This window comes from Cryobacterium psychrophilum, from assembly GCF_004365915.1.
GTDB classification, from domain to species: Bacteria; Actinomycetota; Actinomycetes; order Actinomycetales; family Microbacteriaceae; genus Cryobacterium; species Cryobacterium psychrophilum.
On record NZ_SODI01000001.1, the window covers coordinates 915,714 to 929,606 of the forward strand.

Sequence of the window (13,893 nt, forward strand, 5' to 3'; positions counted from 1 at the left end):
CAGGCCTGAATTCGAGTCGCCGTCAGGGAACAATCAAGGGAGATTGATGACCACCACCGATCCGACGTCGAGGACACAGGCCGTTACGGCCCTCGACCAGCAGCAGCGCGATGAACTCGATGCCGCCATCACTGAGTTGGCCTCGGGCGCCAAGCTTTGGGCAAGCACCCCACTTTCCGAACGAGCCGGATTGCTGGGGGCTGTGCACGCGGCGATGACGGGGGCCGTCCAGGAATGGGCCGAGACGGCCGCTGCGATCAAGGGACTGGATCCTTCCTCCCAGCTCATCGGGGAAGAATGGATCGCCGGCCCATATGCGGGCCTTGCGGGCGCAGGTACCCTCGCGCATTCCGTCGCAGCACTCGCTGCGGGAACGAGTCCTCTTGCCACCAGCCGGTTCGGGACGGCGCCCGGTGGTCGCGTCACCATCCCGGTGCTTCCCACCAATGGGCACGAGTGGTTGCTGCTGCACGGATTCAGCGCTGAGGTCTGGATGGCTCCGGGCCGCTCTGCCGGGGAGGTGCGGGCCAGCGCCGGCCTTGGTGAGCTCACGCCGTCGATGTCGGGCGGAGTGGGACTCGTGCTCGGTGCCGGCAACATCACGTCGATCCCACCGCTCGACGTGCTGTACGAGATCGTCGCGAACAACCGGGCGGTGCTGCTCAAGCTCAATCCGGTCATGGCCGGAATGAAATCTGTTTTCGACAAGGCTCTCGCCCCCCTGATCGACTTCGGGGTGCTTCGCATCGTGCAGGGCGCTGGAGACGTTGGGGCGTATCTCACGCAGCACGATGTCATCTCTCACGTACACATCACCGGCAGTGCGGCAACTCACGATGCCATCGTCTGGGGTACGGGCGAGGATGCTGCGCGCCGCAAGGCAGCAGGCAGCCCGTTGCTCGCGAAGCCCATCACCAGCGAACTCGGCGGAGTATCGCCCATCATCATCGTGCCGAGCGCATGGACGAAGCATGACCTGCGCTACCAGGCCGAGCACGTCGTCACCCAGCGCCTACACAATGGAGGTTACAACTGCATTGCCGGCCAGGTGGTTGTGGTCAGTAGCAACTGGCCCCAGAAGAAAGCGTTCCTCGCCGAACTCCGCCGGGCACTCGCGGCCGCCCCTCACCGCCCAGCCTGGTATCCCGGTAGCGATGGCCGAATGAGGGCCGCATCAGCCGCCTATCCGGCTGCCGAGAGGATGGGCAAAGACGGCTGCCGCCTGCTGATCGATGTTCAGGCCGAAGACAACGCATCGCATGTGCTCACTACGGAATATTTTTCCCCGGTGCTGGGCGTTGTCGAAGTGCCGGGCACAGGGCAGGCCTTCCTCGACGCTGCCGTCACTCTGGCCAACGACGAGTTCGTTGGCACCCTGGGCGCCAACCTCATTGTCGAACCGAAGGTCATCCGGCAGCTCGGGACCGGGTTCCTGGGCGCCGTTGCACGCCTACGTTACGGCACGATCGCCATCAACGCGTGGACCGGCCTCGGCTTCCTCACCGCAACCGCATCGTGGGGCGCATTCCCCGGCGCCACCATCGACAACGTGCAGAGCGGCATCGGAACTGTTCACAACGCCCTGCTCATCGATCGGCCAGAGCGCACGATCGTCCGCGGCCCGTTCCGGCCGTTCCCGCGATCGTTCGCGCACGGAGAGTTCACCCTTTTCCCAAAGCCGCCGTGGTTCGTGCAGGCGCGTTCCGCCGCGACCACCGGACGACGTCTCGCCGGGTTCGCGGCCAAGCCGTCATGGCTGAAGATGCCCGCAATCTTCTTTGCGGCATTCCGGGCCTGACCACCCTGTCATCCCGCACGCTCCCCCACCAATCCTCCCCAGCCAGAAGGCGAGCCGCCGTGTTCAACAGTCCCTTTCCCGACGTCGAAATCCCGAATCTCAGCGTATTTGACTACCTCTTCGGATCGCTAGACACCGCATCCGCCGACCGGGTTGCCCTCACCGACGGGGCGACCGGTGAGGCCACCACGTATGGAGAGCTGGTGCGCCAGATCGAAGCACTAGCTCGGGCGCTCGCCGCTCGTGGCATCGGTGTGGGCAGCGTCGTGGCGCTGCATTCCCCGAATCGACCCGATTTCGCGGTGGCGTTCCACGGGATTCTGCGAGCTGGCGCGACGGCGACGACGGTCAACGCGCTGTCGACGGCGGGCGAGATGGCAACGCAGCTCACCGACTCGAAAGCGGTAGCCATCATCGCAGCGGATGCGCTGTTCCCGGTATCTGCGGAAGCCGGAAAGTTGGCCGGTGTTGCAGCTGAGCGCATGATCAGCCTCGGGGAGGTCGATGGGAGCACGAGTCTGGCCGACATGGTTCGCGAGACTCACCCCGCTCAGGATGTGAGTTTCGATCCGGCGACGCACCTGGCGGTGCTGCCATATAGTTCGGGCACGACGGGCAAAGCAAAGGGTGTCATGCTCACCCACCGCAACCTCGTGGCGAATGTCGCACAGTCGGCATCCCTCGTAGGGGTGACGAAAGATGATCGCGTTCTAGCTGTGCTTCCGTTCTTCCACATCTACGGCATGACGGTGTTGCTCAACATAGCGCTCGCGCAACGGGCAAATCTGGTGACCATGGCGAGATTCGATCTGGCCGATTTCCTGGGCCTCATCCAGTCCGCGCGCATCACCTACGTCTTTATCGCGCCTCCCATCGCGGTCGCGCTGGCGAAGCATCCGCTGGTCGCCGAATTTGACCTGTCAAGCCTTCGCACGGTGTTCTCTGGAGCGGCGCCCCTCGATGGCAGCGTCGGTGGCGCTGTTGCCGAGCGACTGAACTGCGAGGTTCTCCAGGGCTACGGGATGACCGAAATGAGCCCCGTGTCGCACGCCTCGCCCCGAGGTCGAACCGACATCCCCCTGAACTCGGTCGGTCTTACGGTGCCGAACATCCAGTGCCGCATCGTCGATCCGCTCACCGGAAGCGACATAGCGATCCCGACGGTGGGTGTGAGTGAGCCCGGCGAACTGCTATGCCGTGGCCCGAACATCATGGTGGGCTACCTCGGCAACGATGAGGCAACCCGGGCGACTCTCGACGTGGACGGATTCCTGCACACCGGCGACATTGCGACGGTGAGTGCCGAGGGGTTCGTGACTATCGTCGACCGGCTCAAGGAGCTCATCAAGTACAAGGGCTACCAGGTGGCGCCCGCGGAACTCGAGGCGTTGTTGTTGGGCCATCCCCAGATCGCCGACGCCGCCGTCATCGGCGTGATCGACGCGGACGGAGAAGAGGTGCCCAAAGCATTCCTGAGGCTGCAGCCGGAGGCAACGCTCAGCAAGGAGGACGTCATGATTTGGGTCGCTGAGCGGGTGGCCCCGCACAAGAAGGTTCGACAGGTAGAAATGATCGACTTCATCCCGAAGTCGGCGTCAGGCAAGATCCTGCGCAAGGATCTGCGATCAAAAGGAGCTCTCGTATGAGTAACAGCACGGAAGAATTCGACTACATCGTGGTCGGTGCCGGATCGGCCGGAGCAGCTGTCGCCGCTCGACTCACCGAAGATGCGAGCATCTCCGTTTTGCTGCTCGAAGCCGGCGGTGTCGACGACAAACAGGAGATCGTCATCCCGGCGGCATTCCCGAAGCTGTTCAAGTCCGACGCCGATTGGAACTACCAGACCGAGCCGCAGGGCGAGCTCGAGGGGCGGTCGATCTACTGGCCACGTGGCAAGGTGCTCGGCGGCTCATCCTCCCTCAATGCCATGATGTGGGTGCGCGGATTCGCTGCAGATTACGACAACTGGGCGAGACTCGCCGGTGCCGACTGGTCGTACGAGGCGCTCCTGCCATATTTCCGCAAGGCGGAGGCCGTCGAGGGCAACACAGATCCTGACCAGGGCACGAACGGAGCGAATTCGATCTCGCACCAACGCAGCCCGCGATCGCACACTGCAACCTTCCTCAATGCTGCCGTCGAGGCCGGCCTGCCACTCGTCGCCCCGAACTCGGCAAACCCTGAAGGGGTCAGCCAGACGATGGTCAGCCAGCGTGGCGGCATGCGGCACAACACCGCGGCGGCCTACCTCGTACCGGCAGCCGAGCGCTCCAACCTCGTCGTTCAAACCGGGGCACACGTCACTCGCGTGCTCTTCGAGGGAACCCGCGCTGTAGGTGTCGAGTACCTCAGCGATGGCACCATGACCTCGGTCTCCGCGCGCCGCGAGATCGTACTGAGCGGCGGAGCAGTGAACACGCCCCAGCTGCTCATGTTGTCGGGTATTGGCGATGCCACGCACCTCCGCTCCTTCGGAATCACCGTGCTTGTCGACGCTCCGGAGGTCGGCTCGAACATGCGCGACCACCTGTTCGCCACGCTCGCGGTCGACACCGACGATGACACCCTCTTCGGCGCCGAGACCGAGGAGCAGCTCAACGACTTCGTCTCGCAGCAGCGCGGCATGCTCACCTCCAACGTTGCGGAGGCCTACGGGTTCGTCAAGACCGACCCGTCACTCGCCTACCCAGACATTGAAGTGCTCTTCGCTGCCGTGCCCTACATCGGTGAGGGGCTTGTGGCCGCACCGCGACACGGCGTCAGCGTCGGCGCTATCCTGCTGCAGCCGAAAAGCCTCGGAACCGTGCAACTCGCATCCGCCGATCCGCTCGCGAAGCCACTGATCGATCCGAACTACCTGGGAGACCCGGAAGGGGAGGATCGCGCCACACTGCTCGCGGGCCTCGGCGTGTGTGAGCGCATTCTTGCCGCCCCGGCGTTCGCGTCAACGCGGGGCGATGGTAAGTTCATCCAACCCGCCGGGTCAGATGCACAGGCGCCAGCCGTGCGGGCTGCAACGGTGATCGATGAGTTCTCGCAGACCCTGTACCACCCGACGAGCACCGCTCGCATGGGATCGGATGCTGGATCGGTGGTCGACCCGGAGTTGCGTGTGCGCGGTGTGCAGGGACTTCGCATCGCCGACGCGTCGATCATGCCTGAGATCATCCGGGGGCACACGAACGCTCCATCCATCATCATCGGCGAGAAGGCGGCGGATCTTCTGCGCGCGTCGATGCCGACTTTGGAGGAAGCGGCTTCGGTTCATTGATATGAGTCCGGCGACGAGGATCGCGTTGCAGCGCTCATCCACCAGGCGCAGGATCACGATCGCGGCGAGAGTCTCCCTCGCGACCGGTGGTGGCGTGAACCAGCGGATGGTCAGCGATGTCTGCGAGCAGATCGGGCTTCATCCGCACGCATTTCGCTCCCTGTTCCCGACCGATGATGTGCTGCTTGATGCGGTGAATGAGCTCCTCGTCGAGGAGTGCGCGGAACGGCTTCAGGGTGGAGTTTCGGCGTTCACTCCGAAAGGTGACGGTTCAGAATTCACTGAGGCTGCGCTGGCTCTCGCGAAGTCGTGGCCGCTCGATCGAAGCGCCATGATCATTCGCGCGGAGCGCAGATTTCTTGCGCTCCATAAAGGCGAGGGCGATCGGACGGTCACCGCTGCTGAGCGACGGTTCGTTTCGGTTCTCACCAGCGTGTTCAACGGACTCCTGCCGAAACTAGATCGCACGTTCAGCTGGAATCCGACTCTGGCCGTGCGCGTGATTCTCGACACCTGGGAGAGATCCTTCGAGGCCTGGCTTCTCGACGGGCACAGCGAGTCGAGCTTCTTCGAATCTCCCTATATCGCCAGGACTTTGCCTGCGTTGCTGGAACAGGTCAGCGAAAGGCGAACGTAGTCGGGCAGCACCGCGGGGTGGCCACGAGGATGCATACCCAGATCGGAATGTGAATCAAGCGCACCCAGCCTGCGGCGGCTAGACGAAATGCGGGTGTTCCACCCTTGAGGCTGGGGCTGAACACCCGCATATCCAGGCCGAGACGTGGTGCTGATTCGTGCACGGTCGGGAAGCCGGAGGCGGTCTAGCCTTGGTGCAGCTTCACGGTCCCTCGGATCGCCGCAGCATGCAGGTAGATTTCGTCGAGCGAGTCGATGGGGTGGCGGGTCTCGTTCTTGTCACTATCAAACAGCCCGATGTACTTCTGTTTCTTGCTGTTGAAGTGCAGGCGTGCAATCGGTTTGCGATTGTTGTTGTCCAGCAGAATCGCGAAATAGGACTTGGCATCGCGGTGCGTGACTTGCTGGGGCTTGACGTCACTACAGGCGATTGCCTTCACAATCTGGTAGCCCTCGAGCTCCTCGAGAGTCGTCTCGATTTCAGTGTCGCGGTCCAGATCCTCTTGGGCGACCGGCTTGCTGCTGATCGCATCCGCACTCTCGTCAGCGATTGTCGAGTCGAAATTCGATCCGCCGAGAGCAGTCTTCAGCCTGGCGTTCACCTGATCATTCAGGAACTGCTTCGTCGCTTTCGTCACCAGCGACGTGAACTGCTCACGAACCTTCTGCGTGAACGCACCTTCATAGACACGGGTGGTGAAAAACCGAATCCACTCGTCCTGCGGTTCCGTGAACTGCGCAGCGATGGTCCGCTTGATCTGGCCAATGTACTTCAGCTCCTCCGCAGAACTGATGATGGAGTTGAGGTCGAAGACGTCCTTGGTCAACTTGCGGACTTCAGGGATCAACGTCTCGTCAATATCCAGAAGGTCAAGAACGAGGAACGGCTTCTCGTCCATCCGGTTGGGGGCGTCGAGGTCCGTGTAGAACTGATAAACCTCACCATTTGTGAGCACTGCGATACGCGCGTTCGTGACTGTGAAATAGCGGAAAAGCTGAGAGGCGTGTTCAATCCGGAGCGGTTCGATCGACTTCTTGCACTCGATCAGAATCTGAACTTCTCCCCCGCGCATGATGGCATAGTCGACCTTTTCGCCACGCTTCACCCCGACATCGGCGGTGAACTCGGGAACCACCTCAAGCGGGTCGAACACGTCGTAGCCGAGAATCGACGAGATGAAAGGCATGACGAACGCGTTCTTCGTCGCCTCCTCCGTCTGAATCCCGTCTTTCTGGTTCCGCACCTTCAGCGCCAATGCTGCAAGCGATTCCGCAAAATCCATTGTTCCCCCAATTGGTCTCGTCATCCCGACGATAGTAGAGACCACCGTCGATACGGCACATGACCTTCGACATGCCCTGCGCCCACTGCCCTCTCGGCCCCGCCGCGCCGCGCCGCGCCATGAAATCCCGGCACCCCTGCCGGACATGCCTCAGTATGAGAGCTGTGACCGACACCGAGCGCGAGAAACGGATGTGCACCCTCGTCGCGCTCGTCGCCGACCCTGTGCGCGGCTACCTGCACCGCCGCACCGACGCCGCGACGGCTGACGACGTGCTCGCCGACACCCTGCTGGTGTGCTGGCGTCGCCTCGACGCAGTGCCCGTCGACGCCCTCCCCTGGGCGATCGTCGTCGCTCGGCAGTGCCTCAGCAACGCCCAGCGCGCCGAGCGTCGCCGCAACCGTCTCATCGGCCGCATCATCGCCATAGACCCGCCGCCGGCCGCTGCAGACGACAGCCCCGCAGCATCCACGGTCGACGGCACCACCGCCGTCGACGTCCGCGTGACCACCGCACTCGCAGTCCTGCGGCGAAACGACGCCGAGATACTGCGTCTGTGGGCGTGGGACGAGCTGACGAGCCCACAGCTTGCCATCGTGCTCGGCATCAGCGCGAACGCCGCGGCGATTCGCCTGCACCGCGCGAAGGCGCGCCTCAAGCATGAGCTGCTGAAATCCGACAACCCGGCCGGACATGTATCCACCGACGGAGGGAGCACCGATGCACGACGATGACCGTGCGCTGCGCAATCAGCTGCGCGCCGCCGATCCGGCCCGCGCGCTGCCCCCTGCCTCGCCGACGTGGCTCGACCACAGAATGGAGCAGATCATGACCGACCAGTCCCCCACCACCACGCCGGTCACCCCCAAGGCGCCGCGTCCCGCCTTCCGGCGATGGATGCCGGTGGTCGGCGTCGCCGCCGCCCTCGCCATCGCCGCCGCAATCGTCGTGCCCCTCGCCCTCGGCGGCCCGGAACCCACCGTCGAGGCGCTGAAGCTTCCCATGGGCGGAGGCCTCGCGAGCGGCAGCTGCCTCGTGCTCGAGCCGGCGACCGTGGCCGCGCAGGAGCAGGCGTTCGCCGCGACGGTCCTGCAGATTCGGGGCGACACCGTTTTGCTGGAGGTCACGGAGCGTTTCGCCGGCGACGTCGCCGACCGCGTCGAGGTGACGCAGGTCAACGCGATGACCTCCGATTTCTCGGGCATGCCCTTCGAGGCCGGCCAGAACTACCTCGTCGGCGCACGCAACGGAACGATCACCAGCTGCGGCGTCACCGGGCCCGACAGCGCCGAGCTTCGCGCCGTCTACGACGCAGCGTTCCCCGGTTGATCTCCGCCCACGATGATCCCCGCCCGCGAGCTGTTGGAATCGCCATCCAGTGGTAACTCGGACCCGCGCGACGACGCCATGTGTACAGCGTCGCTGTGAGCCAAAGCGTCGTTTCGTCGAAGCCCCCCCCCCCCCCCCCCCCCCCCCCCCCCCCCGGCAACCGGCACTGACCGAGAATTACGCCCAGGACGACGACCTCCACGTTTTAATGGCTCGGAGCTCTTCGTTCGTTTATCGATCTCTCGCATGAGACTTTGGAAGTAAACAACGCGGTGGCCCGTCTCAGAAGACGGGCCACCGCGTTTTGTGCCCAGGAAAGGTTCCTGGCTGTGTTTATTACTGCAGAACGCCGCAGGCGGCCGGGTCCGTGGCTTCTGCCGGAAGGTCCGGGTTGAGTTCGCTCGCACCGTGACTGAAGTCATACTCGTCATTGCCGTTGTAGTCGAGTCCGTGGATCACAACGACGCCTTCACCCTTGCGGATGGAATCTGCGATTTCCTTGGCCTTTCCGCTTCCCTCCACCTTGGTGATGCGGATGTTGTCGCGGCTGTAGTCATAACTGCCGGCGTCAGAAACAGGAAAACGGGCGACGTCCACGACGCTGGCCGGACTAGTGTCGCCCGTTGTGGTCAACGAAACGACTACCGGTCCGTACGCGGGAATGCCTTCCACCGTGTTCAGATGGCCATCCTCGTTCGCGTCATCCCCTGGCAGGGTGGGGCACTCGTGCCGCGCTTGGTCGCCGAAGTGGATGTGTTGCGCGTGCGGAGCGTCTGGCGTTAGCCCGGAAGCATGCACTTCTACGTGCTTGATCTTCTGGTTGCGAACTACGACGGTTGCGGTTCCGAATGCCCCGGAACCGTTGAGCTCCGTAAGATTGGCGCTCAGTGTCACCGTTTTGTGGGCTCCGCTGGGTTCAGGACTATGTGCTTGAGCTGCGGTGGATCCGAGTGCAGCCGCAGCAAGTAACGCAACGGTCGAGGCCCCGATAATCCCAATTCTGTATCGTTTCACGAATTTCTCCTTGGTCATAGGCCAACGAGAATGTCCCGTTGGTCATTCGCGGTTCGTAGCAGACTGTACATCGGTTTGGTGAATTATATGAGTTCTTCTCACACAAACAGTGCGCGGCGGGAGTGGTGCTGCACGTGGCGTCAGGCCACTTTGTCCGATCGTCATCGCGGCGTCGTCGAACCTACCGCAATGGATGTCCTTCCCCCGCAGCCACATGATTCCTCGACACCCACACCGGCTGGCAGTCGGTGTCGCCAGGTCGATGGGGTGAAGACGCGCAAGAATGGGAGGCATGTCGTCCGTCCGCGGCGACCGAATTGGAGCCCCGCATGACTGAATCCGAGCTCGTCAACCTGTGGATCAAGACCCGCTGGCACATTATCGTGTCCCAGTTCGCCCCCACTTTCCTGCTCACGGCGCTGGTGGGCTTCTTTGCCCTGGGCCTGGCCACGGCAGACCCGAGCGTGCGGGCCGCCGCCGCCGGCGTGCTGCTGGCCTCTGGCATCCTCGGCGCGCTGGTGCAGATCAACGCCGCCAATGAAGCTCTGGCGGTCATCGCCGACCTACGAGCTGTGGATGGCATGTCAGCCGTCACGCGGCGAATCCTGTCAGCGGCACCCTGGGTGAACGTGGTGCGGTTCGTTACGCCGGCCGTGTTCGTCGTCGTCTACGTTGCCCTGCTCATCGCCCTGTTCGCCGGCTGAGGCAGCTTCGGTCAGGTTCTCGGCCATTTATCCTGACGTTCCACTGATGTTGTAACCGCGGTCACGGGGCCAGATGTCACGGATGTCGACGTGGAGTCTGCCGTGATGGTCGCTCTGGATTTAGCCTCAATACCGTTCAGTTAAGGGGTTTGCCGGTATGATTGGGGTATGGCTCGATCTGGTTGGGTAAAGCCGGTCTCTGACCGCCGGTTGTCGGATTTTGTGTCGGTGGGCCTGTTGACGCGGGTGTTTCCTGCGGGTGTGGTTGATGAGGTGATTGCTGCGGCGGGGCGTACTGAGGTGCGTCAGCGTGCGTTGCCGGCGCGGGTGATGGCGTATTTCTCGATTGGGATGGCGTTGTATTCGGAGGACTCTTACGAGGACGTATTTCTGTCTTCTTCGTCACAGCATCAAGTGTCGTCATCACGGCACCTTTCCCGCCAGACCCAAGTCCAGCGCGTTAGGCCGGAAACACCGTTTAAGAGACAGTCCCGATTCAGGTTGAGCCACCGGCCACACCAGGGACGACTCTCGCAACATGGGTCAGCGTGCCCGACACTGCGCTCGGCGATCCCTATCGACGCCCAGGGCGAGGGCCTGTGAATCGCCCTTGACTGCGCCGGGAAGGGGACCGTGACAGTCGACATGAGCGACGGCACGTCGTCCACCTTCCAATGCACCTCGGACACAGTGTCGCACTATGGCAATCACTCCAACCAGCCTCACGGACAGTCAACGGTCTCGGTGTCCACGACGGACGATGTTGTCTGGGGACTAACGATCTCGAGCGCGCCGCTCACCGACCCAAGTCAGGGCTGAGGCGACGTCACTGTGTCACGGACTGGGAGCACGCAGCAGCATCCACCTGTCTACGATTCGGTCCGATAGCCGTTGATTTTCGAAACAGCGACGCTATGTGAGCACGCAGGCGGTGCTGCAATCTGGTCCCAACCGGCAGGGCCGAGAGTCCCTGAAGTCCCGTTCAGTGATGAATCGACAATCGCTCCGCTGCCCCGCGGGCACGGAGGTGACTTCGTTGATTCTGCGGCATTGGCATGTCATGCGAATGTAGCAATGTGCTGCTACATTACTGTAGCGTTCAGGTGATACAAGAGAGTGAAGGGTCGCAGCGCATGACGTGGTTGTATCTGTTGGTGTTCGGCTCCCTCGTCGCGGGTATTATTCTCGCGTTGGCGTGGTGGCTGATCTGGGGGCGCAGGGCCGGGCTGCCATTCGGTCCCGCTAGCGGCTTCACAATCACCGCGGGACTTCTTGCCCTGGTGGGTGACATCGTGAGGCGTCTACTTGACGCGTCGATTCTGCTGCCTTTCGACGTGCCGCGTTTCCTGAGCGATTGGTATTGGGACTACCGGTTCACTGTCCCGCTACTGGTAGGTATTCTCAGCGTGGTGTTCCTCGCATTCCCGGTTCATGCGCGTGGCGGGCGGGGTACGGCGGAGCTCACCCGACGTTCGCCGATATCTTTCGCGCGAGCGAGGTGGTTCCTTGCCCCAGGCGTTCTCCTCGCCCTCATTCTTCTCATCACAGTCGTGGCGGGGGCAGCGTCTGAGCCAGACTCTGTGACGGGTCGCTACACGATGTACTCCGTGGATCTCGGCGGGGAGCGGGGAATGGGAACCGGCATCTACGGATGGTTCTTCTCCATTCCGGCCATGATTCTCACGGGCATCCTGATCGTGATCAGCATCGTCGGCCTGTCTCTCATCGCCCGGCCAGCACTGGCCGAGGATCAGGAGCGAGATATCCGCGTGCGCACTATCCGCACCCGCAACATCGTCGTCGCAGGAACAGGCGCGCTGCTGTTGCACCTGGGACTCATCTTCAGCTCGCTCGCCGGGACCGCATCGATTCGAGCATGGTTCACTACCTCCGAGGGACCCGTGGCATTTTGGACCACGTTCTCCGCCCTCCAGCCTGTGTTCACTGCCGCGTCTATGCTGTGTGCCGCGCTCGGTATCGCACTCTGGGCTACCATCGCGCTGTCAGCCATTCCGTCGCGTCGCCGCGTGCCGGTCATGGTCGGGTCATGATTATCACCTTGTCCGGGTCCGCGCCACCGACGGATCAGATTCACGACCAGATCCACGGGCTGGTCGCGACCGGTCGGCTGGCGGCCAACGAACGCCTCCCCTCAGTGCGCCAGCTCGCCAAAGACCTCTGTGTTGCCACGGGTACCGTCGCAAAGGCCTATCGAGCGTTGGAAGCCGAGGGCTTCCTCGTCAGCCGAACCGGCAGCGGAACCCGCGTCAGCCCCACCGCGTCCACGACAGCCCGACCCGTGCTCGAAGCCGCCCGCCGCCTCGCTGGTGCCAGTACCCGTGCCGGCACCAGCCTCGACGACACGATTCGTATCCTCCGCGCCACCTGGCCGGTCGCGCCCGGAGCCGACACGACAAAACAGAACAGGTCATGAACCCCGCCACCACCAGGTCAATAAGATGACAACCGGACTCCACCAGATAGTACGAATGCGCTAGCCGAGACCTCTGCGGACGTCCTGCAAGGGTTGGGCGGACGGGCGCTCCTGGTTGGTGTAGTTTACGGCTGGCCGACCGTGGAGTCCTCTGCCGCGAGAGCAGACAGCAGGAGGTGCCGGCCACGGAGCTGAAAACCCGCCAACGCGATGAGGTCCTCAACGTCGGCGGGATCCAGATACTCCGTCACTTGGAGAGGGCGTCGAGCAGTTCCGTTTTCTCGTGCATGATGCGCTCAAAGAGCGCGCGGGCACGGGTATTCTTATCCGCTTTGGCGGCGCCCTCTTCAACGGCCATCTTCACGACTTCCGTCTTCGAGCGGCGCCCTTGCGCGGCGAGAGCCTCCATGCTTCACAGCGCGTGTGGAGGCGAGGTGAGCGTGCGACGGCACCGTTTTACCTTTCCGATTGGCGAGGCGGTCGCGTCGTTCAGCGCTCTTCGCTGCCCAGCGCAATTCGGTCAGCGATATCGGAAACGTCATCAAGGCGCCCGGAAGCCACATCCATGATGAATTCGTAGGCATCATCATTGGACCAGGTCAACCGTCGTCCGTTCAGACCGAGGAAGGCGATCAAGGCAGCGAGACTCAGCCGCTTGTTGCCGTCAATCAGTCCGTGATTGCGGGCCAAGGAATGCGTCAGCGCCGCGGCCTTCTCATTGAGACTCCCGTAGGCGTCTCCTCCGAACGCGCTCGCGCGTGGACGGGCCAGCGCTGACTCAAGCAGTCCCTGGTCCCGAACCGGCATGTCTCCTCCAAGAACTCGCTGCCCAACGTAGAGGAGATCCGCGTAGGTGAGATAGATCACTTTCCGAGACGTTCAAGCGCTTCGGCGTAGCGCGGGAGCTGCTCGTCGAGAACACTGCTCAGGAGGTCCTGGCGACTGTGATTCTCGACGTATTCCCGCACCGCCTGCTTGACGACGTCCTGCATGGATCGGCACTCATATTCGGCGCGTCGACGCAGGGCGTCCGCCTCAGCATCAGTCAAGCGAAGGGTCATTGGCATGCACACATGGTATCACCGGTGACACCGTTGGCCACAGTGTCCCGGCGAGGGTTCGCCGACCGGTGGCATCCCCGCTGCTTGCGCTGAAGCCCGACATTCAGTTGACCCTGTTGATCGGCCGGTACGCCCAAATTCACTATCTGCCGTCGGCGCTGCACAACACGCTGACAGACACGGTGCGCAACTGTCAGCTATTCGTACCGCAGCGGTTTCCGCTCGTGCACCCGTCGCCGCTGAACTTCCGCTGGCAGGCACAGAACCCGTGGTTCGTCACCGAGGTGCTCCCGGAGCTGCGCACGCACGCCCACCGCCGCCCTCGACAACCCGATCGCCGACAGCCACCACCGTCGCGGTCCT

14 protein-coding genes and 2 pseudogenes are annotated in these 13,893 nt (G+C 63.0%); 11 read left to right on the forward strand and 5 right to left on the reverse strand.

The genetic code is table 11. The features are described from left to right. Positions 1-46: 46 nt before the first annotated feature. From EDD25_RS04285 to EDD25_RS04300, 4 genes are read left to right on the forward strand one after another with little or no spacing between them, the layout of a single operon-like run. On the forward strand, positions 47-1,798 hold the full coding sequence (locus EDD25_RS04285) for an aldehyde dehydrogenase family protein (RefSeq protein WP_134172186.1): 1,752 nt from the start codon (positions 47-49) through the stop codon (positions 1,796-1,798). A 59-nt stretch (positions 1,799-1,857) separates the two neighbouring features. Then, the gene (locus EDD25_RS04290; protein WP_198418920.1) at positions 1,858-3,444 is read left to right on the forward strand and encodes an AMP-binding protein; all 1,587 of its coding nucleotides are present in this window, start codon (positions 1,858-1,860) and stop codon (positions 3,442-3,444) included. Beyond that, positions 3,441-5,069 carry a GMC family oxidoreductase gene (locus EDD25_RS04295; protein ID WP_134172188.1) on the forward strand — a complete coding sequence of 543 codons (1,629 nt, stop codon included), beginning with the start codon at positions 3,441-3,443 and terminating at the stop codon, positions 5,067-5,069. The genes EDD25_RS04290 and EDD25_RS04295 overlap by 4 nt, the downstream gene beginning before the upstream one ends. 25 nt (positions 5,070-5,094) lie before the next feature. Further along, the gene (locus tag EDD25_RS04300) at positions 5,095-5,706 is read left to right on the forward strand and encodes a hypothetical protein (RefSeq protein ID WP_134172189.1); all 612 of its coding nucleotides are present in this window, start codon (positions 5,095-5,097) and stop codon (positions 5,704-5,706) included. A gap of 184 nt (positions 5,707-5,890) precedes the next feature. Here the strand turns inward: EDD25_RS04300 and EDD25_RS04305 are convergent, their stop codons facing one another. Next, positions 5,891-6,988 (reverse strand): type I restriction endonuclease, encoded by a 1,098-nt coding sequence (locus tag EDD25_RS04305; protein WP_134175135.1) that lies wholly within the window; start codon positions 6,986-6,988, stop codon positions 5,891-5,893. 164 nt (positions 6,989-7,152) lie between these two features. On the opposite strand from EDD25_RS04305, the gene EDD25_RS04310 reads away from it, so the two are divergent. Both EDD25_RS04310 and EDD25_RS04315 read left to right on the forward strand, forming a co-directional pair. After that, positions 7,153-7,722: an RNA polymerase sigma factor gene (locus EDD25_RS04310; protein ID WP_134172190.1), complete on the forward strand. Its 570-nt coding sequence runs from the start codon at positions 7,153-7,155 to the stop codon at positions 7,720-7,722. After that, positions 7,709-8,317, forward strand: coding sequence for a hypothetical protein (locus EDD25_RS04315; protein WP_134172191.1), 609 nt, complete (start codon positions 7,709-7,711; stop codon positions 8,315-8,317). Before EDD25_RS04310 ends, EDD25_RS04315 begins: the two co-directional genes overlap by 14 nt. Before the next feature lie 336 nt (positions 8,318-8,653). Here EDD25_RS04315 and EDD25_RS04320 read toward each other — a convergent pair whose 3' ends face one another. Further along, positions 8,654-9,331 (reverse strand): CHRD domain-containing protein, encoded by a 678-nt coding sequence (locus tag EDD25_RS04320; RefSeq protein WP_134172192.1) that lies wholly within the window; start codon positions 9,329-9,331, stop codon positions 8,654-8,656. 329 nt (positions 9,332-9,660) lie between these two features. On the opposite strand from EDD25_RS04320, the gene EDD25_RS04325 reads away from it, so the two are divergent. The 4 genes and pseudogenes from EDD25_RS04325 to EDD25_RS04340 all read left to right on the forward strand — a co-directional run bounded on the left by EDD25_RS04325 (position 9,661) and on the right by EDD25_RS04340 (position 12,469). Then, positions 9,661-10,035 (forward strand): hypothetical protein, encoded by a 375-nt coding sequence (locus EDD25_RS04325; RefSeq protein ID WP_134172193.1) that lies wholly within the window; start codon positions 9,661-9,663, stop codon positions 10,033-10,035. A 168-nt stretch (positions 10,036-10,203) separates the two neighbouring features. Then, positions 10,204-10,422: pseudogene (locus tag EDD25_RS18225) on the forward strand (transposase domain-containing protein); the annotation flags it as partial. 746 nt (positions 10,423-11,168) lie between these two features. Beyond that, positions 11,169-12,086, forward strand: coding sequence for a hypothetical protein (locus tag EDD25_RS04335; RefSeq protein ID WP_134172194.1), 918 nt, complete (start codon positions 11,169-11,171; stop codon positions 12,084-12,086). Beyond that, complete coding sequence (locus tag EDD25_RS04340) at positions 12,083-12,469, forward strand: GntR family transcriptional regulator (RefSeq protein ID WP_134172195.1); 387 nt, start codon at positions 12,083-12,085, stop codon at positions 12,467-12,469. The genes EDD25_RS04335 and EDD25_RS04340 overlap by 4 nt, the downstream gene beginning before the upstream one ends. A gap of 125 nt (positions 12,470-12,594) precedes the next feature. Here EDD25_RS04340 and EDD25_RS18140 read toward each other — a convergent pair whose 3' ends face one another. The 3 genes from EDD25_RS18140 to EDD25_RS04350 form a co-directional block, all read right to left on the reverse strand. Next, a complete protein-coding gene (locus EDD25_RS18140) occupies positions 12,595-12,720 on the reverse strand; it encodes a hypothetical protein (RefSeq protein WP_277871710.1) in 126 nt (41 codons plus the stop codon). A 238-nt stretch (positions 12,721-12,958) separates the two neighbouring features. Further along, positions 12,959-13,336: a type II toxin-antitoxin system death-on-curing family toxin gene (locus EDD25_RS04345; RefSeq protein WP_134172196.1), complete on the reverse strand. Its 378-nt coding sequence runs from the start codon at positions 13,334-13,336 to the stop codon at positions 12,959-12,961. Further along, positions 13,333-13,536, reverse strand: a complete 204-nt coding sequence (locus tag EDD25_RS04350) for a ribbon-helix-helix domain-containing protein (protein ID WP_175183032.1) — start codon at positions 13,534-13,536, stop codon at positions 13,333-13,335. Before EDD25_RS04350 ends, EDD25_RS04345 begins: the two co-directional genes overlap by 4 nt. A gap of 62 nt (positions 13,537-13,598) precedes the next feature. Here EDD25_RS04350 and EDD25_RS18230 point away from each other — a divergent pair. After that, positions 13,599-13,772: pseudogene (locus EDD25_RS18230) on the forward strand (uracil-DNA glycosylase family protein); the annotation flags it as partial. Between the last annotated feature and the right edge of the window lie 121 nt (positions 13,773-13,893).